This is a genomic window from Nocardia sp. CA-135953, from assembly GCF_050955735.1.
Taxonomy (GTDB): Bacteria; Actinomycetota; Actinomycetes; order Mycobacteriales; family Mycobacteriaceae; genus Nocardia.
Genome location: NZ_CP192082.1, coordinates 605,587 through 629,386 on the forward strand (window position 1 = coordinate 605,587; position 23,800 = coordinate 629,386).

Consider the following 23,800-nt stretch of genomic DNA (forward strand, 5'->3'; position numbering starts at 1 on the left):
CGAATGGTTGGAATCGCCAGTGCGCCACTGCTTTTGCTCGCGATGGCGTTGGTCGTGCTGCCTGGACGAGTTGCGACGAATCGGCGATTGCGGGCGCTAGGAGAGCCGGGTCCACAGCCGGTCGCGCTGGTATCTCCCCGCTGCACCGACCGCGATCCGATGGCCATAGCCTCGGTATTCGACCTGCTGGCCGCCTGCCTACGAGCCGGATTGCCGATGGCATCCGCAGCCCGCGCAGTGGCGCCGAGCGCCCCGACGGCCCTGGGCGCGGCATTGCGCAAGGCAGCCGACCTGCTGGCACTGGGTGCGGACGCGGCAACCGCCTGGGATCAGGTGGCCCGCGACGGCGCAGACCAACCAGGCGCCGAGGAGGTCGATTCACTGGCCCGGATGGCACGGCGCTCTGCCCGCTCCGGTGCCTCGCTCGCCACCGCCATCGGCGAACTGGCCGAACAGCGCCGCAGCGGAGTCGAGGATGCGACCGCCGCCCGCGCCGAACGCGCCGGAGTCCTCATCGGCGGCCCACTGGGCCTCTGCTTCCTCCCGGCCTTCGTCTGCCTCGGGATCGTCCCCGTAGTGATCGGCCTCGCGAGCCGCGTCCTCGGAGGCGGACTGTTGTGAGAACTACACGGCAGGGGAGTACTGCATCACGAGCGACGGGTTCGCGAACGACCGAGTTACGGACGGCCCAGCGAGGCGTTACCGGTTCCGGCAGTTCTGCTGGCCCGAACAGCGCAGCACGGGATGCTTCCGAGCTGGGGATGCCCACTCGGAGCAGGACCTACCCGGGCGTGATCGCGCCGGACTTTGTCGGGCAGGAGACCGCCGCGTGGGGCTCTGTCGATCACGGCTCTGCCGAGGGTGCCATTGCTGAGCTGCTGGGTGCTGCGCTCGGGAGCGTTGAGCTGTGTGGTGCGGTGCCGGGACGCGCGCGGCCGGGAAGAGCGGATGCGCGCGGAGTGCGCGCGCGGGACATTGTCGACCCGGTGCGGGGCGCGCACGGTTCTGTCGAACGCGGCGGTGTTGAAGGTGCCGTCGCGGAGCGAACGAGTGCGTTGCTCGGGACGCTAGGGCTGTGCGGCGCGGTGCCGGGGCGTGCCCGACGGGGAAGAGTGTGTCGGCGCGGAGTGGCCGCGTGGGCGGGAATGAGAGGGGAACGCGGTGCGAATGATGCGGGATCAGGTGGTGCTCCGGCTGGGGGCCATCGGCATGGAGCTGCGGGCTCGGGTGCTACGGGTGTTGGTCGCGGACGACGGGATGAGTACGGCGGAGTATGCGATCGGGACTATTGCGGCCGCGGCGTTCGGGGCCGTGCTCTATGGGGTGGTGACCGGGGACAGCATTGTGAACGCGCTGACGAAGATCATCGACAAGGCGTTGAATACCGCGGTCTAGCGCGGGGTAGTTGTCGATTAAACTACTGTGGTGCAACGCATCTCGGTGACGATCGGGGTGCGGTGACGGTTGAGGCGGCGATCGCGCTCGCTGCCATCGTGTTTGCGGTGGTGCTGTGCGTCGGTGCCTTGCTCGCGGCGTCGACGCAGGTGCGCTGTGTCGACGCCGCTCGCGAAGCGGCCCGGCTGGCTGCCCGCGGTGATCAAGCGAATGCGGTGTCGGCGGCGCGGCGGGTAGCTCCGCCGACCGCCGACATCTCGCTGCGCAGTGAGGGCGACCGGGTAGTCGCGGCGGTCTCCGCCCGTGCTCCCCTGTTGCCCTTACTGGTCCTGCACGCCGAGGCCGTCGCCACCCGCGAGCCAGGAGCCGAGCCGTGACCAGCAACGGCCGACTGATGGACCGCGACGTGCCACCGGGCACCACACAAATGAAGGACAGCGACGTGCCGCGCCACCGAACCGCGGCAGTTGGGATGCCCATTGACCGAGCAGTAGAAGCAGCTCCGCCGAACAGCCGGCCCTGCCGACCAGGCGACCACAATCACAGCGACATCGTCGACCAGAGCACAGTACGTCGCTGTTGCGCCTCCGCTGGTCGCTGGCTGGAACGCCGGTCCAACGCGCTTACATGGGCGGACAATCGAGCTGACCACCGGCGCGATGCGATTGCTTCCAAGGGTACGGACGGCCTCGATGGAGTGGAGCAGGCCCGCGAGGCGAATGCGGTCGGTGTGGTGCGGCGGGACGACGGCGTTGCGACGGTGTTCGCCTGCTTGGCGCTGGCTGCGCTGATCGGCGCGACGCTATTGATCGCTCAGGTCGGGGCGGTCGTTGTGGCGCGACATCGGGCGCAGGCTGCGGCGGATTTGGCGGCATTGGCGGCGGCGGGGGAACTCGCGCGCGGGGCAGATGTCGGATGTGCGGAAGCCGGGGAGATTGCACGACGGATCGGGGCGCGGATTCAGCGGTGTGAAGTCGTGCAGTGGGATGCGACCGTCACTGTTGAAGGGAATGTACCAATGGGTCTGTTAGGAACGCGGACTGTTCGCGCGGTTGCTCGTGCCGGACCTGTAGAAGTCGAAACGTGACCGGTACGTACTTACACTCGCCAGTGGTACTTCACGATGTCGGAATTCGGTAATTGCGATGCTCGAATAAATACGCCATTACCTCAATTTACTTGGTACCCCAGAACGCAATCGAATGAATCTGCACGTGGGGTGGTAATAGCTGTGGCAATACCTCAGTTAACATGAATCTAATCCTCTTTATTCGGCGGTCCGACACGCCGGCGCAGCACGGCGAGGCACGCCGACACGCGCCTATAACCCCTGGTGACCACCCGGAAACGTGGACAAGTGATCACGTTCGGGGGTCGGCGCTGTCACGAGTCGAGCGCGGGGCCTTCGCCGTGTCGCTCAGTTGTCCGTATCGGCGGCCAATTCGCCCAGAACCGCGGTCAGCAGGCGAGCCGCACCGGCCTTGTCCAGTGGATGGTTGCCATTGCCGCACTTGGGCGACTGCACGCAGGACGGGCACCCGACTGCGCAGGTACACGTCTCGATCACCGCGAGCGTGGCCGACAACCAGTGCTGTAGCTGCGCGAACCCGCGTTCGGCGAAGCCCGCACCGCCGGGCTGTCCGTCATAGACGAACACTGTCGCCAGTCCGGTATCCGGATGCTCGGCGGTAGAAACACCGCCGATATCCCACCGGTCACATGTCGCGACCAGCGGCAATAGGCCGATCGCGGCATGTTCGGCGGCGTGCAGCGCACCCGGCACCCGTGGCGTATCCAGGCCTGCTCCGGCCAGCAGTTCGGACGTCACCGTGTACAGCACCGCGCGCGTCGGCAGCGTCTGCTCCGGCATATCCAGCTCGACCAGGTCCAATACCTCGCCGGTGCGCAGCGTGCGCAGATATCCGATCACCTGACTCGTGACTCTGACCTGCGCCAATGCGGTCGTCACCCGGCCGTGGCGGCGCTGTTCGGTCAGCGTGTCGACGGCGATGGAAGTGACCTGTCTGGCGCTGGTGGTCCAGCCGGGATCGGTGCTGCGCACGAAGGCCACTCCGCCCTCGAGATCCAGCTCATCGACCAGGTAGGTATCGCCTTGATGCAGGTGAACAGCTCCCTCGTGCAGCGTCGCGCGCACTCGCCCGGCATCGGCCGTGCCGAGCAATCTGCCGGTCTCGCCATCGACGATGGCAATGGGTGCGCCGATGCCACCGCGCACGTCGACGGCATCGTGCGGCTGCGCCTCGGCCGTCGCGAACCAGCGCGCGCTACCGTCGCGCACCGCACCGTTCCGGCGTCGAATCAACCCCTGACCTGCGAGATCGGCGAGCACCGCGCCCGCCCCGAGCTCGTCGACCTCAGCATCGGTGAGCGGGAGTTCCAGCGCCGCGCACAGCAATTGCGGACCCAGTACATAGGGGTTGTGCGGGTCGGTGATGGTGGCCTCGATCGGCTTGTCCAGCAGCGACTCAGGGTGGTGGACCAGGAAGGTGTCCAGCGGATCGTCCCTGGCCACCAGGAGCACCAGCGATCCCTGCGTGCGCCGGCCCGCTCGCCCGGCCTGCTGCCAGAACGAGGCGACCGTGCCCGGAAAACCCGAGATCACGACCGCATCCAGCCCCGCTATATCGACGCCGAGCTCCAGCGCATTCGTAGTGGCGGCCCCCAGCAGCGAACCGTCCGACAGTGCGGCCTCCAGTTCGCGCCGATCCTCCGCGAGATAACCCGCCCGATAGGCGGCGACCCGTTTGCTGAGCTCGGGATCGACGTCGGCGAGCAGCCTGCGGGCCTCGATCGCGGTCAGCTCGGCGGCCCGCCGCGACCGGACGAATGCGAGCGTGCGCGCGCCTTCCACCACCAGATCGGCCATGATCCTGGCCGCCTCCGACGTGGCGGATCGTCGAACCGGCGCACCGTTTTCGCCGGTCAGGGTGGTCAACAGCGGCGGCTCCCACAGTGCGATTGTGCGCGAGCCCTGCGGCGATCCGTCCTCGGTGACCGCGACGCAGGGCGCGCCGATCAGCCTGGATGCCGCAGCCGCGGGCTCGGCCGTGGTGGCCGAGCACAGTATGAATACGGGATCCGCGCCGTAATGTGCCGCGATCCGCCGCAGCCTGCGCAGCACCAGCGCCACATGCGAGCCGAATACGCCCCGGTAGGCGTGGCATTCGTCGACCACCACATAGCGCAGCCTGCGCAACACCCTGGCCCAGCGCTGATGTGAGCGCAGCATGCCGATGTGCAACATGTCCGGATTGGTGAGGATCAAGCGGGCATTGGCCCGCACCCATTGCCTGACCTCGGCCGGTGTGTCCCCGTCGTATGTGGCCGGATGGACATCCCGCAACGGCCCCTCATGCGTCAATTCCGCTATTGCCCGCAGTTGATCAGCACCCAATGCCTTGGTCGGCGCGAGATAAAGGGCGGTGGCGAGTGGATCGTCGCGCAATGCGGTGAGCACCGGTAGCTGGTAGCCGAGCGATTTCCCGGATGCTGTGCCGGTGCTGACGACAACGTGCAGGCCGCGCGCGGCAAGGTCGGCGGTTTCGGTCTGATGAGTCCACGGCGCCTCGACTCCGGTGGCTCGCAGCGCGGCGACGACGTCGGGTGCGGCCCAATCCGGCCAGGTAGTCGCGGCTGCGGGCCGTGCGGCGAGTTCGACGACATGGGTGAGACGGGGGTCGTCATCGGGCACCCCGTCGAGGACACGATTCAGCAACGATGCCCCGTAACTTCGGCCGTTGCCGGCGCGTGGCTGCGTTGCCGGTTCGGTCGGATTCACGACTCGGACTCCGCGACACGCGCAGAAAGTGTGAAACGTGTGCGCTTGGGAAGCTCCACCTGCCATTTCGATACCAAATAGCGACCTGGGTCACAGGCTGTTTGCCAGACACTGACTCGGTTATCCGTAAGCAAACGAACCACAAGTCTGGGTTCCGGCATTGTGTCCCTCACCTGCGCATTCGCAAGATCAACTTTTTTGCAAATTGTCGGTAACTCGACTGTTGAATTGCTCGAAGACATGGTTCACTAGTTCCTGGTCGCAAGCTTCTGTGTTCGAGGGACGGATCCAAAGTCCAAACCGTCAGCAGGATCGATGTTGCGAACGGTGTGCTTGGTGCTTTCCTGCAGGGGGAACCAACAGTACAGCGGTCGGAACGGACCCGGTGGATGAACCTACTTGTCCGCCGTTCCGGTAAGAAAAGAGAAGGAACAGAATGGCACAGGGAACTGTGAAGTGGTTCAACGCGGAGAAGGGGTTCGGCTTCATCGCGCCGGAGGACGGCTCCGCTGACGTCTTCGTCCACTACTCCGAGATCCAAGGGTCGGGCTTCCGCACCCTCGAGGAGAACCAGAAGGTCGAGTTCGAGGTTGGCCAGGGCACCAAGGGCCCGCAGGCCACCGGAGTTCGCGCGCTCAGCTGAGCGTCGAAACAAACCGCTCGTCCCTCACCACCGGTAACGGAGGTGAGGGACGAGCTATATCTGGGGTAAGACAAAAACCGACGTGTACCTGCGGTGCGGTCATATCGCGCTAGGCACTGCATACTGATCATCAGCGACGCAGGTACGCTCTGTGGTTCGAGTCGCAAGCGCTCGGCCACACGTCGCGTCAAGGTATAAACGTGTCTGGTGGCAACGTCTCCCCGTCGCCGCCGCTTGCCCCAGCCGCGCACAGCGCGAAGATGCGCCGCGCGGGTCGATAAGGAAAGGTGTATTCGCCGGTGGCAACACGAGACCGCGGTGCAGCCGACCAGGGCCGTCCCCTGCGTCGTCTCGTGATCGTCGAGTCCCCGACCAAGGCCCGCAAAATAGCGCCCTACCTGGGCCGCAATTACACGGTCGAGGCCTCGGTCGGTCATATCCGGGACCTGCCGCGCGGTGCGGCGGATGTGCCCGCCAAGTACAAGGGCCAGTCCTGGGCGCGCCTCGGCGTCGACGTCGACAACGACTTCGAACCCATCTATGTGGTCAGTCCGGATAAGAAGTCCAAGGTTTCCGAGCTCAAGAGCCTGCTGGCCGAGGCCGACGAGCTCTACCTCGCCACCGACCCCGACCGTGAGGGCGAAGCGATCGCCTGGCACCTGTTGGAGACGTTGAAGCCCAAGGTGCCGGTGCGACGCATGGTGTTCCACGAGATCACCGAACCCGCTATTCTGGCCGCCGCGGCCGATACCCGCGATCTGGACAACGATCTGGTCGATGCGCAGGAAACCCGGCGCATCCTGGACCGGTTGTACGGCTACGAGGTCAGTCCGGTGCTGTGGAAGAAGGTCATGCCGCGGCTGTCGGCGGGCCGGGTGCAGTCGGTCGCGACCAGGGTGATCGTGCAGCGCGAGCGCGAGCGGATGGCGTTCCGCTCGGCCGAGTACTGGGATATCGCGGCGAAGCTGGATGCGGGCGGGGACAACGGCGACGCCACCAATCCGCGGACCTTCGGGGCGCGACTGGTCAGCGTCGACGGGACCAGGGTCGCCACCGGCCGGGACTTCGGACCGGACGGGCAGCTCAAGGGCAATGGCGTGGTCGTCCTCGACGAGCCGTATGCCCGCCGCCTCGCCGAGGCGCTCGAGGGCGCCGATCTGGCGGTCTCGTCAGCGGAGGCAAAGCCGTATACGCGTAAGCCGTACGCGCCGTTCATGACCTCGACACTGCAGCAGGAGGCGGGCCGCAAGCTGCGGTTCAATGCCGAGCGGACCATGCGGGTCGCACAGCGGCTGTACGAGAACGGGTACATCACTTACATGCGTACCGACTCGACCACGCTGTCGGAGTCGGCGATCGCCGCGGCCAGGTCGCAGGCGACCCAGCTGTACGGCGCCGAGTATGTGCACCCGACGCCGCGGCAGTACACCCGCAAGGTGAAGAACGCGCAGGAGGCGCACGAGGCGATCCGCCCGGCGGGCGATACCTTCGCGACCCCGGGCCAATTGCATGCGCGGTTGGACAATGACGAGTTCCGGCTCTACGAGCTGATCTGGCAGCGCACGGTCGCCTCGCAGATGGCCGATGCCAGGGGCACCACGCTGACGCTGCGGATCACCGGTGTCGCGGGTACCGGCGAGGAATGCGTGTTCTCGGCCTCCGGTCGGACCATCACCTTCCCGGGCTTCCTCAAGGCATACGTCGAGAGTGTCGACGAGGAGGCAGGCGGTCAGTCCGACGACGCCGAATCCCGGCTGCCCGCACTCGACGAGGGCGAGCGCGTCACGGCGGTGGAGCTGAATCCCGATGGGCACAGCACGAATCCGCCCGCGCGGTATACCGAGGCCTCGTTGATCAAGACGCTCGAAGAGCTCGGCATCGGTCGACCTTCGACGTATTCGTCGATCATCAAGACCATTCTCGACCGCGGATATGTGTACAAACGCGGCAGTGCGCTGGTGCCGTCGTGGGTCGCCTTCGCGGTCGTCGGTTTGCTGGAGGCGTACTTCGGTCGGTTGGTCGACTTCGACTTCACCGCCGCGATGGAGGACGATCTCGACGCCATTGCCGGTGGGCGCGAGCAGCGCGGAAATTGGCTGTCCAGCTTCTACTTCGGCGGCGATCACGGTGTCGAGGGTTCGGTCGCGCGCTCCGGCGGTCTGAAGCGGATGGTCGGTGAGCGGCTCGATGATATCGATGCCCGCGAGGTCAATTCGATCAAGCTGTTCGTCGATGGTGAGGGGCGCGATGTCGTCGTTCGGGTCGGTCGGTTCGGACCGTATCTGGAGCGGCTGGTCGCCAATCCCGATGACCCGGAAGGGGATTCGATTTCGCAGCGGGCGAATCTGCCCGATGATCTGCCGCCGGACGAGCTGTCCCCCGATGTCGCCGAGAAGCTTTTCTCGACACCGCAGGAGGGGCGTTCGCTGGGTACCGATCCGGCGACCGGGCACGAAATCGTCGCCAAGGAAGGACGTTTCGGCCCGTACGTCACCGAGATCCTGCCGGAGCCCGCGGCCGAGGACGGACCCGCACCCGCGAAGAAGACCGCGAAAAAGGTTGCGGCGCCCAAGCCGCGGACCGGATCGCTGTTCAAAGATATGGATCTGTCGACGATTACGCTCGACGATGCGCTGAAGTTGTTGTCGCTGCCGCGCGTTGTCGGGTCCGACCCGGCTTCCGGTGAGGAGATCACGGCGCAGAACGGGCGTTACGGCCCATATCTGAAGAAGGGCACCGATTCTCGTTCGCTGCTCAACGAAGACCAGATCTTCACCGTGACGCTGGACGAGGCGCTCGAGATCTACGCCGAGCCCAAGCGGCGCGGACGCCAGGCCGCCAGTGCTGCGGCGCTGCGTGAGCTCGGGAACGATTCGGCCACCGGTAAGCCGATGGTGATCAAGGACGGGCGCTTCGGTCCGTACGTCACCGACGGTGAGACCAATGCCAGCCTGCGCAAGGGCGACGAGGTCGAATCGATCACCGATGAACGGGCCTCGGAATTGCTCGCCGATCGGCGCGCGCGTGGTCCGGTGAAGAAGACGGCCAAGAAGGCGGCGGCGAAGAAGACTCCGGCCAAGAAGGCGACGGCGGCGAAGAAGACCGCCGCCAAGAAAACCACCGCAAAGAAAACCGCCGCGAAGAAGTCCTGACGGTTTCGTCGGTGCCTTGCCGTAGCCTCGCCCCGGTATCGAAGCTCGATCGGGAAGGGGACCGCCATGGCCATCGATCAGGAACGCGAAGATCTCATCCTCGCACTCGACAGCCAGCGCGAGCTGTTTCGAATCACCCTGCGTGGCCTCGACGAGCAGCAGGCACGGCAGCGCACTACGGTCAGCGAGCTGACTCTTGGTGGACTGCTGCACCATGTCGTCAACTGCGAGCGGCACTGGACAAAGGTCATCGTCGAGCGCGACGAGACGGCGAAGCAGGAACTGGCCGAATTCGAGGGCGAATATTTGATGGCGCCCGACGATACGGTTGCGGGACTGCTGGCCACTTGGGACGAGGTGGCGGAGGCGACCGCGAAGCTGATTCGCACCGAGCCGGATCTGAGCACGTCCATCCCGACCCCGACGACACCGTGGACGCCCGACCGCGTGTGGTGGACCGTGCGGTTCACGCTGCTGCACGTATTGCGCGAGATCACCCACCACAGCGGGCACGCCGACATCATTCGGGAGGCGCTCGACGGTGCCAATACCACCTACCAGCGAGCTTGATGCGGATCCGTTCAGCCGTCCGGTCGGGGCTGTCGGAGGGGGCGGCTAGGGTGTAGCGCGTGGCGGGTGTCTTCGATCGGCTGGTTGGGCAGGATGCGGTCGAGTCCGAATTGCGGGCGGCCGCGGTCGCCGCGCGCGGGGGGGCGGGCAATGGCGCGATGACGCATTCCTGGCTGTTCACCGGACCGCCCGGATCGGGGAGATCCGTTGCGGCGCTGTGCTTTGCGGCCGCGCTGCAGTGCACGGACGAAGGGGAGCCCGGATGTGGTCGGTGCCATGCGTGCACGACCACGATGGCCGGAACGCATGGAGATGTGCGGCGGGTGATTCCGGAAGGGCTGAGCATCAGCACCAAGGAGATGCGCGAGATCGTGCAGATCGCCTCGCGGCGGCCGAGTACCGGTCGATGGCAGGTGGTGCTGATCGAGGACGCCGACCGGTTGACCGAGGCGGCGGGCAATGTGCTGTTGAAGGTGGTCGAGGAGCCGCCGGATCGAACGGTATTCCTGCTGTGCGCGCCGTCGGTGGATCCGGAGGACATCTCCGTGACGTTGCGGTCGCGCTGTCGGCATGTACATCTGGTGACGCCCTCGGCGCCCGCCATCGCGCAGGTGCTGCGCGAGCGCGACAAGCTCGATGAGAAGACCGCCATCTGGGCGGCATCGGTGAGCGGCGGTCATGTCGGGCGGGCTCGGCGGTTGGCCACCGACGAGGAAGCGCGTGCTCGTCGGCAGCGGGCGCTGGGGTTGGTGGGTGCTGTTTCGCGGCCGGGTACCGCCTACGCGGCCGCGGATGAATTGGTGAAATCCGCAGACGACGAGGCCAAGCAGATGAGTGCGGCGCGCGACGAACGTGAGCGCGAAGAATTGGCGACCGCACTCGGTGCGGGCGGCACCGGCAAAGGCGCAGCGGGTGCGACCCGAGGTTCGGCCGGTGTCCTCAAGGACCTGGAGCGCAGGCAGAAATCCCGCGCCACCCGCACCGGCCGCGATGCCCTGGACCGCGCGCTGATCGATGTAGCGGGCGTCTACCGTGACGCTCTGGCTGTCCGCTTCGGCGCCGCCCGCAACGGTTCCGGCGTCACCCTCACCCACCCCGATATGTCCGACCAGATCCACGATCTCGCCGACCGCGTCCGTCCCGAGGGCCTGCTCCGTTCCATCGAAGCCGTCCTCGCCTGCCGCGAGGCCCTCGACCTCAACGTCAAACCCCGCTTCGCCGTCGCCGCCATGGTCGCAACCCTCATCTCTGCCCAATCCGCGTGACCGCTAGCATCCGTTTTCGCGATCCGACCCTCGAGACGACAACTACTACCGCCTGCCCACTCAGCACCATTTTCGTGTCAGTTCAGTGAAAGTTTCGTCGCCGGTGTCCACACGACATGTGCGACATGATGCGGGCCGGACTGGCGACGATGTGCGCGTCGCGAGCGCAGCGGTCGCGCCATCGCCCCCGATTGCGGTTTCGCAGACGGTCCGCGGAGATTCCTCGATAGCGGGCCCAACGGCTTCGAGGACAGGTGAGGCCGACTTGCGCCCGAATGTCGACCGGCGGGTATTGATCGACCGAGAACTGGCCGGGCCACCCGGCCTGGTCCGCCGTTCGCGCCCCGATGACCTCCCGTTTTCGCGATCCGACCGCCGAGACGATAGACTCGCGTGGCCGAAAGGCACGCCGCCTTAGCTCAGTCGGTAGAGCGCTTCACTCGTAATGAAAAGGTCGGGGGTTCGATTCCCCCAGGCGGCTCCACCCGAAAAGCACCCCTATCCAGCTGCTTTTCGACCCTTCCGACGCTTGCTCCGAGTCGATGTCTTCCCGGTCTTGTCACGCTTTGTCACAAGGGCTTCCAGAGTGCCCGCCGCCGAGACCAACGCATCGTTCTGCGAATGGACGTAGGTACGCATTGTGAACGCGCTGTCAGCGTGCCCCAGCCACTCCGCGATTACCGCGATCGGTACTCCCTGAAGGTGCATCAGGGTTCCGCAGGTGTGACGTGCGTCATGCAGGCGGATTCGGCGCACCCCAGCCTTCTTGGTGATCTTCTCCCAGTAGTCGGTCAGCGTGTCCGGGTGATACGACGCGCCAGCCTCGTTGACCACGACATGCGTGCCAGGCCCGTACGCCTCACCGAGTGCCACCTTCTCGGATGCCTGCCGCTTGCGTGCGGCCCGCAGTTCCGCCGTCAACGTGAGCGTGAGCGGCAACGTTCGCTCGGAATCTTCGGACTTCGGATCGTATTCCTCGGCCTTGCCGTTCACCGAGACGCGATTGTTGGCGATGGTCAGCAGCCCAGCGGCCAGGTCGACATCCGTCCAGCGCAACCCGCCGATCTCACCGCGGCGAAGGCCCGACAGCGCCATGTGCCAGGCATGGCGGTTGCGATCGTTGGCCGCGACTGCCAAGACCTTGCGCACCTCTGCCTCGGAGTAGGTGACGTGCTTCTTCTTCGGTCCGGCCGGCACCCGGTCGACCAGCGCGGCGACGTTGCGGACCAGCTTCCCCTGTGCGATCAGCGATTCCAGCACGGATTCGAACCGGTCCAAGGTGGCGTTGGTCGTCTCGGGCTTCCACGGCCTACGGTTGCGCCCGTTGGCCTTCTTCGCGGTCCCTGCCAGCAGATCGGACACGAGGTCATCCAAGTGCCGTTTCGACAACTTCTGAACTGCCTCGGTGCCATACCGGTCACGAACGGGTTGTAGTGCGTTCCTGTAGTTCGAGGCAGTGGTGCCACGGACCCGCTTGCCTGCCAGCCAGTCTTCGCACGCCTGTTCCACAGTCAGCGCCGATTTCGGGACGTAGGTGCCCCGGCGAACAGCTGTCGACGTCTCAGCCAGAGCATCGCGGGCCTCCGCCTCGGTGCGATAGCGCTTCTTCGTCTGCCGACGCTTGCCCGTCTCCGGGTCCGTCCCCGCCTCGGCCGTCACCTGATACCGTATCGCGCCACTCTTGAGCGTGATCTTCTCGATCTGTGGCGGCAGCTGCCTCCTGCTCATGCCGCCGCCTGGTCGAGACCGGCGATGTAGTCGGCTACCGCCTGCTCGGTGACGAAGCGTCGACGGCCGATCTTGACCGAGCGCAGTTGGCCCGCTCCGATCAGCTCGTAGTACTTGCTGTGTCCGATCGGGATCAGCTTGCGGACTTCGGTTTCGTTGAGCAATCTGGACATGACGGGCTCCCCCTATGCTGCCAAATGGTTGGTGAATGAATTCTGTTGTGGCACAACGGTTTCATGTGATCCGCCGCCGCCTGGTGGTCCTTCGTCGTTCTTGAGGCGGGCCATCGTGTATTGGGCACGCTGAGTGATCCGGGCCGAGACGAGCGCCATGACCAGGTGTGAGCGTGGGGGCGCGTCGCGGTCGCCCGGACCGACAGGGGTGATACGCAGGTGCGAGGTATCGGGTGGGAAGACGCCGATCGCGGCGAGTTCCTTGCGGACGAATTCCATGCGTTCGGCTTTGTGGTCGGGGATGGTCTTGCCGGTCCAGTCGCCGGAGGACACGCAACGTTTGCCGGGGACGCCGAGCAGGTCACGGCGATGGTTCTTGCCCCGGCTGCGGCCCGGCTGGGTTTTCTCCGTGGCGCCCTTCGGGACGATGCCGTAACGTAGCCACACCGCGCATTTCTCCGAGCACGGGGTTCGTTGCAGTTCTTCGTGCAACCGGTCGTAGTGGCGGTTCACGCGAGGGCTGTCGGACTCCAGCACTTCGGTCACGGACTTGGTGAGGTACTTGGTCAGGTAGGCGACCTTGCGATCCATCTCCGGTGTGCCCGCGATGATCTGGACCGGTTTGCACTGGCCACCGAAGCGCAGTGTGTGGGCTGGTTCGATGTCATCGACGGAATCGATGGTGTCCAGCGCGTCATCCCAATAGGTCAGCGCCCGACCGGAATTGGGGTCCACGAACGTGCCCACCCGGTGGTCCCAGACCGGCATATGGTCCCCGGAATACACCTCGTTGTCGGGGCCGAAGTGCGGCCACCAGATGCTCCGGTAGGTCGCCGCGGCTGTCCCGACGATTGCTTTCGCGAACAAGCCCGGGAAGGCAGAGCGCTTCGCCCAGTACTCGCCTGCAGCGACGATCGTCAGCATGTCCGTGCTCCTCGACGCACTTCGCAGCCTGACAGCCGATGAGATCGAGCAGCGCCCGTCGCCCTAAGCAAGTTGTTGCTGAATTTCGCTATATAGAGTCAAGAGCGCCCCGGCGGCGCTTCGCGCCGCCGCCGCGCCACGCAGCACTGCGGCGTCCTCGTCGCAAGCTCCTCGGTCACCGGTGCGGCGGCGCGTCGGCAGCGCTTGACCACCGGAGCGCATTTTGATCCAGTTCGCGTGTTCTGGCATCCGCTTCGGCGACGTGGCAGCACGCAGACTCCTCAGAGCTGGCCGCTTTTTCGTTCACCGGGCAGTGCTGGGCACTTCGTCAGCCGTCCCCGGCTTGCTCTCCCGCAACTCGTCCACCGAATCCGTCGGCACTCACACGTGGGGCCTGGCTGTGGTCCGGTCGTAGGAAGGTCGGAATCAGGCTGACCTGCGTGGATGAATTGCTGAACGAATTCGATGACCGACATCCGCCCTGTTCGGTCAGACCAGGAAGGTCTCTATCCCCGAGTGAACCACGCGGAGGTCACAGTTCGCGATCCGCGCCAACTCCACGATTCGGTCGATGTGATCGGCCGAGATGAACCCGATACCGTAGCCGTCCGAGCCAGCGTCGAGGATGATCAGCGCGGAGCCGAGTTCGCGGCACCGCGCGGCGAGCGGCCACAGGAAGTTCTCGATCTCCTCAGGATCCCAGTCGTCGTCGAACTCGTTGAGCCAGTCCCAGTCGAGCGCTGTCGGGCAGGCGGGTAACTCGACCAAATCGTCTCGGATCATGGCAGGGTCGAAGTTCATCTCGCAATAAGCCATGCCCGCCTCGTGGAGGCTGCCGGACTCGGGGTACAGAGCGTCCATCAACGCGCCGGACGGAGCCCACGAGTCCGCGAGCTCACGACCGGCGATCGCCTCGGCCAACCGTCGCTGAGTCGACTCCGAGCCAGGTGCGACGAGTTCGACGATGTCGGACAAAGCCTGCGGTATCTGCTGCATATCGGGCATACAGGGAATGTAATCGCCCTCACCGACAGACGTCCCAACCCGAAACCCTGTAGTCCGATCGACAAGTGGGCCGAGTTGCGGAACCTCTGCTCCTCATGGCCCGATTGTCTGACCTCGCTCGGCCGAGTCAAGGGAAAGAGCGCCCTTGACACGACCTCCCTCAGTTCAGGATGGCCAGTATGAGGAGGCAGGGGGAGGGAAGTCACCCGGCATACGAAGTTGTCACGGCGTTGCCACATGTCCACCAAACGACCCCGGACACGGCAAGACCCCCACGGAAGCATTTCGCCACTTCATGTAGGGGTACAGACGTCGGAAGACCGCGTTCGGATACGACGATTTCGACTCGTAATGAAAAGGTCGGGGGTTCGATTCCCCCAGGCGGCTCCATTTCCCAGGTCAGGGGTCTTTCGGGGATCTTTGTACGTTGTACGGGATGCCCATGGTGTCAAGGATGAGGTCGGTTGCCCGGGCAGGCGAGTCGGCCCAGGCAGGGCACGACAGTCAGGCTCCTCGCCCACGTCGGCGCATTGACAGCGGTAATTCACGGCAGATCATCGATTGCTCATACTTCGTCGCGGATCGGGTGGCCGCACCGCGATGATCGGCCACACACCGTTGGCGACAACCGTTCGCGGACGGTGCCCAACCGAATAGGCGGTCTGTGCAGCCGTTGGTCATTCTCCTGCCAGGAGTGACCAGATGGTGCTGTCGTGGAGGTGGCCGTCGTCTTCGACGGGAGTAGTCGCGCAGCACCGCGTCGGCTCACCGCCACGCGTAGGCGGTGGACTCGCAGGTGTCAGGGCGCTCCCGACGGCGGGCGCCGACCTCGGGTCCCTTCCTGGCGGTCGCTACCTCCGAGAAGCCGGGGCGGCAGTGTCTCTAGAATGTGAATTGTGTTCCGTAGCCGGTTGTTTGGGCGGTTCCGTTGATGCCGTCGACGCGCGCGGTGACGAACGGCATGGCTGATGCGGGCGACAGGCATCCGTTGACGTTCAGTGGCGTGTTGGTGTGACTGAATGTGTAGGGGTACGTCGCGTCCTGATCCAGGCTGGCCGCACCGATAACCGCCGCCGTGACCCTCCCCGGTACGACGGTCACCGAGATCGCGCCGGCGAGACCGGCATTGACGCCGAAACTCGGTTGAATTGCGACGGTGACGCTGGTCGAGTCGCCGAAGGTCAACGCGAGCGAGGGTGCGATACCCGCGCTGACGCCGACGCTCGGCGCAATTCCGATGGTGACGCCTTCGGAGATATCCACGGCGCAACCGATCAAGTATCCGATCGCGATTTCCCCGTCGCGGACTGAACCGCCGTTGACAGACACCGAATAATCCCCGGACACTTTGGCTGCGTGCACGAACGGGATTCCTTGTGTTACTTCGTCTCCGGCCGGGACGAGATTGCCCACATCGACCGCCGCGACGAGGTGCATGCCACCGGCACCGGCTTCGCCGGGCGCCGCCTCTGCGGGTGCGTTCGCAGTGCAGGTCGCTGCACCGACCATCGCCGTGAGCGATGCGATAATCCTGAGATATTTCCTGGTCATACCACTCCAGTCGAATAATTACCGACACAGACTGTTCCGTAGAAATAGATCGCTCGCGACACCGGGACTCGAAGTGTCTAGCCGCGCAGGAGGTTCGATACGGGACCAGCACTCGAACCTTCCGGCAGACCCTACCGCATCTACGGGACAACTGATCTCATGCGCCCTATTACTCATCCGGCCTGTCGACTAGCCGGATATCGGCAGGGCGCGACTCGAGAATCTCGGGGACTTACAGGATCGTCGCGGCACCGGCTGGTTGTGCTGGGCCCCAAGGGTTTCGATCAACCCGGGCGGCTGCACGCAACGGTCGAGAACTCTCGTGCTCGGCCTCGTCCGCAATCCAGGCGGCGATCTGGGTGCGGGAGGTGAATTCGAGTTTGCTCAGGATGTGTTCGACGTGGTGCTGTGCGGTCCGTTGGGAGAGCACCAGTTTTGCGGCGATCTGTGTCGGCTGATTCGCAGCGATTCCAGCAGCACTTCTGCTGCCCGCGAATGGTCGCCCCATGCCCGGATCTGCGACGCGTCCTCGAAACCGGACGCACTCGAATCGGCCGTGACGGGTGTGATCGCGTCGCGGCGGGTCCGGAGTGGATCATCCGTTGTCATCGACGGCGGGCGATCCACTCGGCATGTGCGCGAGCGCCGGGCGCTATGCGCTCACCTTGCGACGATGTCAGGGCATCGTCAACGAAGGTGAACGGATCGCGAGTTCGTTGGTGTCGACATCAGGCGGTGGGGAGCGCGGTGGGACTCGTCTGCCAGGCCTGTGCCAGGGCGTCCCGCAAATGGTGCTTCAACCCGCGCACCTTGACGCTGTCGGTGCGCCGTGGGTCCAGTGCCTCCTCCACCATGTGCAGGAACCGCCGCCGGGTCACGCCGAAGGTCACAAGCAGTTCGCCTGCCGTGGCGCCGCCGAACGGCGCCCAGCGGATCGCAAAGCTGATCAGGGCTTTCGCCGTCGCGTCGAGGGCCTTCGCGCTTTCCATGAGCTCACACTCGCGCAGCGAGGTCCGCACCCACCATGCGTCGTAGCGATGTTCGACAGGGGGGCGATGGGTAGGGCGCGTATCGTTCGCAGCACACACACGCTGTGCCGCGGGACGAACGCTGTCATCCGGCTCGGGCGTCGCTCGGCAGACGGTGAACACCGGGAATCGATCGATTCGAGGACGCGGCTCGAACCGCACCCGGATCGGCAGTTCCGCAGACGGTGCGACGTCACCCTCGATTGTCGCGTACACCCACGGCCCCTCGTCGAGTTCCACAATGGCGATGGTCAACGGCACCACCTGGGCGTGTGGACGGCTCACACTTCGGTGTACGAGCCGCCACGACACGATCGAACCGAGACCCGACGACGGCGACCACTCGAGATCCCAGGACCGGCACGACGAACATTCGGCGGTCAGCGGCGCGAACAGTTTGTCACAGTGTCCACAGCGCCGGATCATCATTGCGGTATCGGTCCCGGTGGTTCTGCCACCGGACTCGTATGTTTGCTCGGACATGGGAAACCTCGGTGTGGTGATAGCCATGGATGCTGTCCTCACCAAGCGTCGCCGTCTCGGCGCCCGAACACGACGGTAGAACTACTACGGGGTATACCCATTTCTGCCGACCGGTGCGTATCGCGACCTGGTCGAGGGCCTAGTGCAGGCGATGCGTGCGCGCGGTCCAGGCGGCTATCTGTGCCGAGACGAGTAGCCGAGTTTGCAGAGGATGTTTTCCAGGTGCCGGTCGACGGTGCGCGTCCACAGCACGAGCCGCGCTGCTCGATGGTCCGGTTCGACTCGTCCGCCATTGCGAGGCTGGTCAGCACCGACTGTGCCACCAGATCGTCATCGACGCCGGCCGACAGGTCGACCAGCCACACTCCGTCCGGGAACGACCGGCCGCTACCTCGCTGGCGTGCCGAGTCTTTCCGACACCGCCGACAGCGGTGAGCGTGACCAACCGAGCCGTCGCGAGCAGCTCGCGGGCCTCCCGATGCCGTCCGGACGAAACTTGTCACCGCGAATGGCAGGTTACCGACCACGCGAGTGGGCCTACTTTGCCCCATGAGACCTGATCTAACCGTGCCGGGGGCCGTGTACGCCCGGTTTGCGAAGGTCGTTTTCGAAGTGGTTGGTGCCAGAGCGCTACCCGTGGGTGCGTCCGAATGCGGTCTCAACATGCGCGAACTGCCGATATGGGTGGAGAAGGGGGTGTTTCTACCCATGTCTGTGCGTGCTGGATCTGTGAGGCTCGGTCTATCAGTTGTAAGCAGGAGGTCGACCTTGACATCTCACCCAGCGTGCCCCATCGATGAGGGTAGCCAAAGACGCCAGCTACATCCGCGACAACCAGGGGTCGGCGATGGATGACGTATGTCGCACCGAATTCGACGGACTGCGTGTGACGTGGCATTTGATCCAGAATCGGCTGATCTCGATCGTCGCCGTGCACGACACATCCGATGCTTCGCCGGTGCTCTCGTTCGACCCGGCCGCTTATCCGGATCTCGTGCAAGCACGAGAACTCCATCCGGGTCTGACGAAGCTGTGGGACGCGGTGCGCCGCGACTTCTGGACCACCCTTATTCCGCCGTGCCCGAATAAGGGCAGACAATGGCAAAGGTCGTGAGCGCGGCAGTTGCCCGGCCCCCAGCATCGTTACCGACTGTCGAACCAGCCAACGAGGCAAGTATCGGAACTCGAATCGCCCATCCGTTGCTCCGCGGCACAGTCGGGTTGGGGTTGGCGACCATGGCGCTGATAGGTGGCCACGACCGGCTCGGGCACGCGCTCTGGCTCAGCCGACTCATCGATCTGCCGGCAGCCGCACTCGTGCCTCCGAAAGGCACCAAACGCTGGACCGTTCAGTTGGGTGACTTCCGTGCCGAATGGTTGTGGAACGACGATCTGCCCGCCCCGTGGCAGCGACAAGATTCGGCGCTGCTGTACTTCCACGGCGGTGGGTTCATCAGCGGCGGCTTGAACACCCATCGGCGCCTCGTCGCCAAAATCGGACGCGCGAGCCGGATGCCCGTATTCAATGTCGACTACCGGCACTTGCCCGGCGCGCATTTTACCGAGACGCTCGACGACGCCGTCGAGTCCTATGTCTACCTGCTCGAGCACGGCTTCCAACCCGAGCGCATCATCGTCTCCGGTGACTCGGCAGGCGGCGGGCTGGCCTTCCGGCTGGTGCTGGCAATCCGGGAACGTGGTTTGCCGATGCCCGGCGGCATCTCCGCGATCGCACCGTGGGCCGACTTCGATTCGACGACCCGAAACGCCCACCCCAACCGGCACCTCGATTCCTATATCCCCACTCGCATCCTGGAAACGATCGTGCGGCGCGGCGTCGCCGTCGACGGCGAACTCGATCCGATATGGTCGCCGGTCAACCACGACTTCACGGGTCTACCTCCGGTCCTGATCCAGGTCGGCTCCACCGAATGCCTGCTGCCCGACGCGGAAATGCTGGCCCGCCGCTGCGTCGAAGCGGACGTTCCGGTACAGCTGCAGGTCTGGGACCGGGCGCCGCACGTCCACCACGTCGCCTCGGATTTCCTTTCCGACGCCCGAGCCGCGATCGACGACCTGGGTCTGTTCCACCGCCAGATTGTCGCCTGACCCGCCCGTCGAGACGAACCCGGAAGAACGAACCCGGAAGAACGAACACGGAAGAGGTCGAGTCGGCATGCCCATCGAGCGGCCGCTGCTGCTGTTCCGCTACAGCACGTTCGCGATCATCGCGGTCGGCGTCACCGCGCTGTCGATCGTGTCAGCACTCGGTACCGCCTGATGCTGGTCAATACCAGTGGTGTGTCTGCCAGAATGCCCAGGCGCCGTTGGGGCTGCCGTAGCGCTCGTTCATATAGTCGTAGGTCCAGCGGATTTGGGTCAGCGGGTTGAATCGCCAATCGGCGCCGTGGGTTTGCATCTTTTCGGCGGGCAGTGCTTGGCCGAGGCCGTAGGCGCCGCTTTTCGGGTTGATGGCGAAGACGTCCCAACCGCTTTCGTGGGTGATGACGGCGTCGAAGGCGGGGAACTGGTGCAGTGGTACCACTGTCAGGGCGAGGGCTCTGGTGCCCAGGCGGATTAGTGAGAGCGCGAGTCCGGCAGGGGTTGTTCCACTGTCGGGCGGGCTGGCGGCGGGGGTGACGGCGACTGTTTCGTCGCTCTCGTCGCCGGGTGCAATATTGTCGCTCTCCTCGGCGGAGAGGGCGAGGCTGCCGTCCAGGCCGTCGGTGGATGGGGTAACGCTGTCGGCGGATGTGCTGTCGCTCTCGCCGAGGCTGTCTGCGGACGTGGTGGCGCTGCTGTCGGGGAAATTGGCGGGCGTGGTTGTGCCGCCGTTCGGCCTGTCGGTGGGCGTGCTGTCGCTCTCGCTCGGCCCATCTGTAGGCGTGGCAAGACCGTCATCCGGGCCGTTGGCGGATGGTGTGACGCGGTCGTTCGGCCTGTCGGCGGAAGTGTTGATGCCTCCGCCCGGACTGTCTGCGGACGTGGCGGCACTGCTGTCGGGGATATTGGCGGACGTGGCGCTGTCATTCAGTCCGTCGGCAGATGTAGGGCCGCTATCGGCCAGACTGTCAGCGGAGGTTGCGGCGTCATCGTTCGGGGCATTGGCGAACGTGACGACGCTGTCGCACAACCCCTCGGCAACGGCTGGACCGGCACAAACCATGAGTGCTCCGACCGCGATGGCGGCCGCGACAACGCGCAGCATCGATTCGCTCCTTAGATGTATTTGCCTTCCATATCGATGGGTGTCATGAGTTCGCCTGCATCAGTTCGTCCGAATGGTCAAACCCGGATTGTCTTGCAGCACACTGCTGATCGGCTGGCCGAGCAGCAGTGGGACGTGGCCGCAGCCGAGATCGAACGCGGAGCTCACCGTGACGATGGCGCTGCTGAGGCCGAGTGCCTTGGTGCCGGCGAAGATCGGTCCACCGCTGTCACCACGTTGGCCGCAGAGGGCGGCATAGAACATATTCTCGATCTTGACCGGTTGGTCGCCGTGGCCGCGTAACAGGCCCTTTTGCCCGGCCGCCAGCACCGTCCCGCACGAATATCCGGATGTGAAGCCGGTTTTGCAGACGGCCGCTCCGACAACCGGTTCCGTGATTCCGTCGATGCGCAGGACATCCGGCGACTGTCCCGAATTACTGCCGTTCACATTCTCGTCGGGCGCCTGCGCCGGTGAATCCAGTTTCTGGGTGGACACCAGGTTGTTCCGGAAGCGTGGCGCGAATGTCTCGTCGATCCGGACGATCGCGTAGTCCTTGGGGGCGAACTGGGAGACCGTGAAGTGACCGATCTCCTTGCCGAGCTGCCCATCTTTGAATTCGTAGACACGTTGGGGCTCGGTGGTTTTCGCGGATGGTTCGACAACATTGTTCGGGTCGCAGTGCCCGGCGGTGATATTCACGGCATCACCGCCGGCATCGGTGGCATTGAAGCCGAACGAGCACCTGTGCGCATTTCCGTCGACCTTGATGCCGAACGGTTGACCACCGATGATGTCGCCTTCGGTTTGGATTCCCGTGATCGCCTGGATGCCGACGGAGGTGTCGTCGGGTCGGGCTTCCGGCAGCACTGCCGTCACCGACTGGATCGGCCCGATATCGGTCGGCAACTGCACGTCATCGGCCAGGCGGACGGCGAAGCTATTGGTCACCACGTCGATGCCGTAGGCCACAATCGAGTCGACGACGGTGCTCGGCTGACCGGATAGCCAACGTTCGAAGGCGACGCGGCGGGCATCGAGGGTGCGCTCACTGTCGGCAACGGTTTCCACGCTGAATCCGGCCTTTTCGGCGATGGATTTGGCGTCCGCCGCGCGCTCACCTTCGGCGAGCGAGACGATCGGACGGTCGTCACTCATCCGGATCCCGGCGAATACGGCCGGGTATGCGGCGCGGGCCTGCTGTGCGAATTCGGCCAGCCGTCGGGCGGTTTCGGCGCGTACGAGATATTCGTGCGCATCCATTCCGAGGTCACTCGCGACGGCCGCGATCAGTCCGGGCGGCAATGGGGCGGTATCGGGCCTTGGTGCGGCCGATGCCGGATGCGCGATCGAACCCGCCATTGCCAATGCGGCACAGCAGCCGAGCGCTGCCCGCCGCGTACGAATACCCGACCTCACCGAGCCGCCTCCTGACCGAGCACCGAAGTATTCGATGACGCTATGTCACATGCGTCACAAAACGGACTATTTGGTTCCATAGCGTGTCGGTGTCCGTGCCGGTCAACGCCCGATGTCTACGCCGGACAACTTGCCGACACGCCGAGAATGTTGAGGCGGCCATTACTTCCGAACGCGGGGTGGGCGCCGAAAGGCTCCGCCCGCGTTCGATTTCCATGCACTATGTCAAGCCGAGTCCGTGCTCGAGGACCGGCCACGACCTCTTCAATTCGTCTTCCCAATAACCCCACGAGTGCGTGCCCTCGTCGAAGTTGTATGTTGCCGGAATGCCGAGCGATATCAGCTTCGCCTGCAAATTCTTCATGCAGTAATTGGCCGCCGCTTCGATCGCGCCGCCGAGCAGAACCTGATTTGTCAATCCGTCGAGGCCGGGTTCGGCATGTGCCCCGTTCAGCGTGTCATATTTTCCGGGCAGGCCATTACCTGAAGAAAGATAGAGATCGATGCCGCGCAATTTATCGGCGTGCAGGTAAGGATCGTTTTCCGTCCATTCGGGCGAACCGACCGGGCCCCACATGTTGTCGGCGTTTCCGCCACCCCAGGCGATCACGAGCTTCAGGAACCTGGAACCTATCGGATCGCTGGTCTGTGCGCAGCCACTATATGCGGCCGCCGCCCGGTAGAGGTCGGGCCGGGCAATTGGCAATGCCAACACCGTGGCGGTGGAAGCGGAAATTCCCGCGATCGCGTTGACTCCGTTGGTGCCGAGTGCGGAATTGATCAGCGGTGGCAATTCATCGGTCAGGTAGGTCTTCCATTTATTGCGACCCAGTACCGGATCGTCCGCGAGCCAGTCGGTGTAGTAACTGAACCTGCCGCCGATCGGCTGGACCAGGTTGACGTCTTTGTCCGACATGAACTGCCGCGCATCGCTTTGTGCCTGCCATGATGCGTCGTCCTCACCGCCGCCCGCACCGTTCAACAGATATAGCGTCGGCCGGGGAACCGAGTCATCCGCGGCCCGCTGGATCTCCACCGGAAATTCAGCGCCCATCGCCGCGGAATAGACCTGAAGTCGGATATTTCGGTCGTCGATGTACTCGACGTCGGTTATGCGCGAACCGTCGTCCGACGCCGTATCCGTAGAAATCTGCGCGGATGTTGCGACCTCGGCAAAGGCCGGCGGCGCACCTAGCGTCGTGCCGACGAGCATCCCCACCAACGCGATGCCGACTACCGATCTATGTATTCCTCCGATTGCGCCGCTGTCCATACCCAAGCTTTTAGCACCAAGATTCCGGCCGGTGCCGCATCGACACGTCGCCGGTAGGGCGGCACCGGACCGAAACCAGGTACGGCTGCCGTGCACCAGCGTTATTATGTCAAGCGCGCCACATTCATCCGGATGGGCTGGTGTGTGCGTGGCATTCGGATAGCACCACCTACGTGTCGGTGCC

20 protein-coding genes, 1 tRNA gene and 1 pseudogene are annotated in these 23,800 nt (G+C 64.8%); 11 read left to right on the top strand and 11 right to left on the bottom strand.

The window, feature by feature from the left end; all coding sequences use genetic code 11:
• Nucleotides 1-3 precede the first annotated feature (3 nt).
• The 4 genes from ACQPXH_RS02785 (at nucleotide 4) to ACQPXH_RS02800 (ending at nucleotide 2,482) form a co-directional block, all read left to right on the top strand.
• Nucleotides 4-621, top strand: coding sequence for a type II secretion system F family protein (locus ACQPXH_RS02785; protein WP_433600768.1), 618 nt, complete (start codon nucleotides 4-6; stop codon nucleotides 619-621).
• Between the two features lie 588 nt (nucleotides 622-1,209).
• On the top strand, nucleotides 1,210-1,395 hold the full coding sequence (locus ACQPXH_RS02790) for a DUF4244 domain-containing protein (protein WP_387294274.1): 186 nt from the start codon (nucleotides 1,210-1,212) through the stop codon (nucleotides 1,393-1,395).
• A gap of 62 nt (nucleotides 1,396-1,457) precedes the next feature.
• Nucleotides 1,458-1,772 (top strand): TadE family type IV pilus minor pilin, encoded by a 315-nt coding sequence (locus ACQPXH_RS02795; protein ID WP_329414235.1) that lies wholly within the window; start codon nucleotides 1,458-1,460, stop codon nucleotides 1,770-1,772.
• Nucleotides 1,769-2,482, top strand: a complete 714-nt coding sequence (locus tag ACQPXH_RS02800) for an Rv3654c family TadE-like protein (protein WP_433600769.1) — start codon at nucleotides 1,769-1,771, stop codon at nucleotides 2,480-2,482. Before ACQPXH_RS02795 ends, ACQPXH_RS02800 begins: the two co-directional genes overlap by 4 nt.
• A 330-nt stretch (nucleotides 2,483-2,812) precedes the next feature.
• Here ACQPXH_RS02800 and ACQPXH_RS02805 read toward each other — a convergent pair whose 3' ends face one another.
• Nucleotides 2,813-5,131, bottom strand: coding sequence for a DEAD/DEAH box helicase (locus tag ACQPXH_RS02805; RefSeq protein WP_433600770.1), 2,319 nt, complete (start codon nucleotides 5,129-5,131; stop codon nucleotides 2,813-2,815).
• A 499-nt stretch (nucleotides 5,132-5,630) separates the two neighbouring features.
• On the opposite strand from ACQPXH_RS02805, the gene ACQPXH_RS02810 reads away from it, so the two are divergent.
• From ACQPXH_RS02810 to ACQPXH_RS02830, 5 genes are all read left to right on the top strand, one after another.
• Nucleotides 5,631-5,837, top strand: a complete 207-nt coding sequence (locus tag ACQPXH_RS02810) for a cold-shock protein (RefSeq protein WP_011206895.1) — start codon at nucleotides 5,631-5,633, stop codon at nucleotides 5,835-5,837.
• Nucleotides 5,838-6,190: 353 nt separating this feature from the next.
• Nucleotides 6,191-8,989 carry a type I DNA topoisomerase gene (gene topA, locus ACQPXH_RS02815; RefSeq protein ID WP_433603273.1) on the top strand — a complete coding sequence of 933 codons (2,799 nt, stop codon included), beginning with the start codon at nucleotides 6,191-6,193 and terminating at the stop codon, nucleotides 8,987-8,989.
• A 66-nt stretch (nucleotides 8,990-9,055) separates the two neighbouring features.
• Entirely contained in the window at nucleotides 9,056-9,559 is a 504-nt protein-coding gene (locus ACQPXH_RS02820) for a DinB family protein (RefSeq protein ID WP_433600771.1), read from the top strand.
• A 59-nt stretch (nucleotides 9,560-9,618) separates the two neighbouring features.
• The gene (locus tag ACQPXH_RS02825; RefSeq protein ID WP_433600772.1) at nucleotides 9,619-10,824 is read left to right on the top strand and encodes a DNA polymerase III subunit delta'; all 1,206 of its coding nucleotides are present in this window, start codon (nucleotides 9,619-9,621) and stop codon (nucleotides 10,822-10,824) included.
• A gap of 408 nt (nucleotides 10,825-11,232) precedes the next feature.
• A tRNA-Thr gene (locus tag ACQPXH_RS02830) sits at nucleotides 11,233-11,308 on the top strand.
• A 14-nt stretch (nucleotides 11,309-11,322) separates the two neighbouring features.
• On the opposite strand, the gene ACQPXH_RS02835 is transcribed toward ACQPXH_RS02830, so the two are convergent.
• The 7 genes and pseudogenes from ACQPXH_RS02835 to ACQPXH_RS02865 form a co-directional block, all read right to left on the bottom strand.
• Nucleotides 11,323-12,552 carry a tyrosine-type recombinase/integrase gene (locus ACQPXH_RS02835; protein ID WP_433600773.1) on the bottom strand — a complete coding sequence of 410 codons (1,230 nt, stop codon included), beginning with the start codon at nucleotides 12,550-12,552 and terminating at the stop codon, nucleotides 11,323-11,325.
• A complete protein-coding gene (locus ACQPXH_RS02840) occupies nucleotides 12,549-12,725 on the bottom strand; it encodes an excisionase (RefSeq protein ID WP_433600774.1) in 177 nt (58 codons plus the stop codon). The genes ACQPXH_RS02835 and ACQPXH_RS02840 overlap by 4 nt, the downstream gene beginning before the upstream one ends.
• Nucleotides 12,726-12,737: 12 nt before the next feature.
• Entirely contained in the window at nucleotides 12,738-13,649 is a 912-nt protein-coding gene (locus ACQPXH_RS02845) for a replication initiator (protein ID WP_433600775.1), read from the bottom strand.
• A gap of 489 nt (nucleotides 13,650-14,138) precedes the next feature.
• Nucleotides 14,139-14,654 carry a DUF6630 family protein gene (locus tag ACQPXH_RS02850; protein WP_433600776.1) on the bottom strand — a complete coding sequence of 172 codons (516 nt, stop codon included), beginning with the start codon at nucleotides 14,652-14,654 and terminating at the stop codon, nucleotides 14,139-14,141.
• Nucleotides 14,655-15,536: 882 nt separating this feature from the next.
• On the bottom strand, nucleotides 15,537-16,205 hold the full coding sequence (locus ACQPXH_RS02855) for an MspA family porin (RefSeq protein WP_433600777.1): 669 nt from the start codon (nucleotides 16,203-16,205) through the stop codon (nucleotides 15,537-15,539).
• Nucleotides 16,206-16,518: 313 nt separating this feature from the next.
• Nucleotides 16,519-16,650, bottom strand: a pseudogene (locus ACQPXH_RS02860) (LuxR C-terminal-related transcriptional regulator); the annotation flags it as partial.
• Between the two features lie 283 nt (nucleotides 16,651-16,933).
• The gene (locus ACQPXH_RS02865) at nucleotides 16,934-17,716 is read right to left on the bottom strand and encodes a Zn-ribbon domain-containing OB-fold protein (protein ID WP_433600778.1); all 783 of its coding nucleotides are present in this window, start codon (nucleotides 17,714-17,716) and stop codon (nucleotides 16,934-16,936) included.
• 796 nt (nucleotides 17,717-18,512) lie between these two features.
• Between ACQPXH_RS02865 and ACQPXH_RS02870 the strand changes: the two genes are divergently transcribed.
• Complete coding sequence (locus tag ACQPXH_RS02870) at nucleotides 18,513-18,830, top strand: hypothetical protein (RefSeq protein WP_433600779.1); 318 nt, start codon at nucleotides 18,513-18,515, stop codon at nucleotides 18,828-18,830.
• 122 nt (nucleotides 18,831-18,952) lie between these two features.
• Nucleotides 18,953-19,825, top strand: a complete 873-nt coding sequence (locus ACQPXH_RS02875; RefSeq protein ID WP_433600780.1) for an alpha/beta hydrolase — start codon at nucleotides 18,953-18,955, stop codon at nucleotides 19,823-19,825.
• A 178-nt stretch (nucleotides 19,826-20,003) separates the two neighbouring features.
• On the opposite strand, the gene ACQPXH_RS02880 is transcribed toward ACQPXH_RS02875, so the two are convergent.
• From ACQPXH_RS02880 to ACQPXH_RS02890, 3 genes are all read right to left on the bottom strand, one after another.
• Nucleotides 20,004-20,924 carry a transglycosylase SLT domain-containing protein gene (locus ACQPXH_RS02880; protein ID WP_433600781.1) on the bottom strand — a complete coding sequence of 307 codons (921 nt, stop codon included), beginning with the start codon at nucleotides 20,922-20,924 and terminating at the stop codon, nucleotides 20,004-20,006.
• A 60-nt stretch (nucleotides 20,925-20,984) separates the two neighbouring features.
• On the bottom strand, nucleotides 20,985-22,343 hold the full coding sequence (locus ACQPXH_RS02885; RefSeq protein ID WP_433600782.1) for a S1 family peptidase: 1,359 nt from the start codon (nucleotides 22,341-22,343) through the stop codon (nucleotides 20,985-20,987).
• 220 nt (nucleotides 22,344-22,563) lie between these two features.
• The gene (locus ACQPXH_RS02890) at nucleotides 22,564-23,616 is read right to left on the bottom strand and encodes an alpha/beta hydrolase (protein WP_433600783.1); all 1,053 of its coding nucleotides are present in this window, start codon (nucleotides 23,614-23,616) and stop codon (nucleotides 22,564-22,566) included.
• Between the last annotated feature and the right edge of the window lie 184 nt (nucleotides 23,617-23,800).

Bases quoted from the DNA above. Each gene is read 5' to 3' on its own strand.
- ACQPXH_RS02785 (WP_433600768.1), top strand. From the start codon at position 4: ATGGTTGGAATCGCCAGTGCGCCACTGCTTTTGCTCGCGATGGCGTTG.
- ACQPXH_RS02790 (WP_387294274.1), top strand. From the start codon at position 1,210: ATGGAGCTGCGGGCTCGGGTGCTACGGGTGTTGGTCGCGGACGACGGG.
- ACQPXH_RS02810 (WP_011206895.1), top strand. From the start codon at position 5,631: ATGGCACAGGGAACTGTGAAGTGGTTCAACGCGGAGAAGGGGTTCGGC.
- ACQPXH_RS02820 (WP_433600771.1), top strand. From the start codon at position 9,056: ATGGCCATCGATCAGGAACGCGAAGATCTCATCCTCGCACTCGACAGC.
- ACQPXH_RS02835 (WP_433600773.1), bottom strand. From the start codon at position 12,552: ATGAGCAGGAGGCAGCTGCCGCCACAGATCGAGAAGATCACGCTCAAG.
- ACQPXH_RS02840 (WP_433600774.1), bottom strand. From the start codon at position 12,725: ATGTCCAGATTGCTCAACGAAACCGAAGTCCGCAAGCTGATCCCGATC.
- ACQPXH_RS02845 (WP_433600775.1), bottom strand. From the start codon at position 13,649: ATGCTGACGATCGTCGCTGCAGGCGAGTACTGGGCGAAGCGCTCTGCC.
- ACQPXH_RS02850 (WP_433600776.1), bottom strand. From the start codon at position 14,654: ATGCCCGATATGCAGCAGATACCGCAGGCTTTGTCCGACATCGTCGAA.
- ACQPXH_RS02855 (WP_433600777.1), bottom strand. From the start codon at position 16,205: ATGACCAGGAAATATCTCAGGATTATCGCATCGCTCACGGCGATGGTC.
- ACQPXH_RS02865 (WP_433600778.1), bottom strand. From the start codon at position 17,716: ATGTCCGAGCAAACATACGAGTCCGGTGGCAGAACCACCGGGACCGAT.
- ACQPXH_RS02870 (WP_433600779.1), top strand. From the start codon at position 18,513: ATGAGGGTAGCCAAAGACGCCAGCTACATCCGCGACAACCAGGGGTCG.
- ACQPXH_RS02875 (WP_433600780.1), top strand. From the start codon at position 18,953: ATGGCGCTGATAGGTGGCCACGACCGGCTCGGGCACGCGCTCTGGCTC.
- ACQPXH_RS02880 (WP_433600781.1), bottom strand. From the start codon at position 20,924: ATGCTGCGCGTTGTCGCGGCCGCCATCGCGGTCGGAGCACTCATGGTT.
- ACQPXH_RS02890 (WP_433600783.1), bottom strand. From the start codon at position 23,616: ATGGACAGCGGCGCAATCGGAGGAATACATAGATCGGTAGTCGGCATC.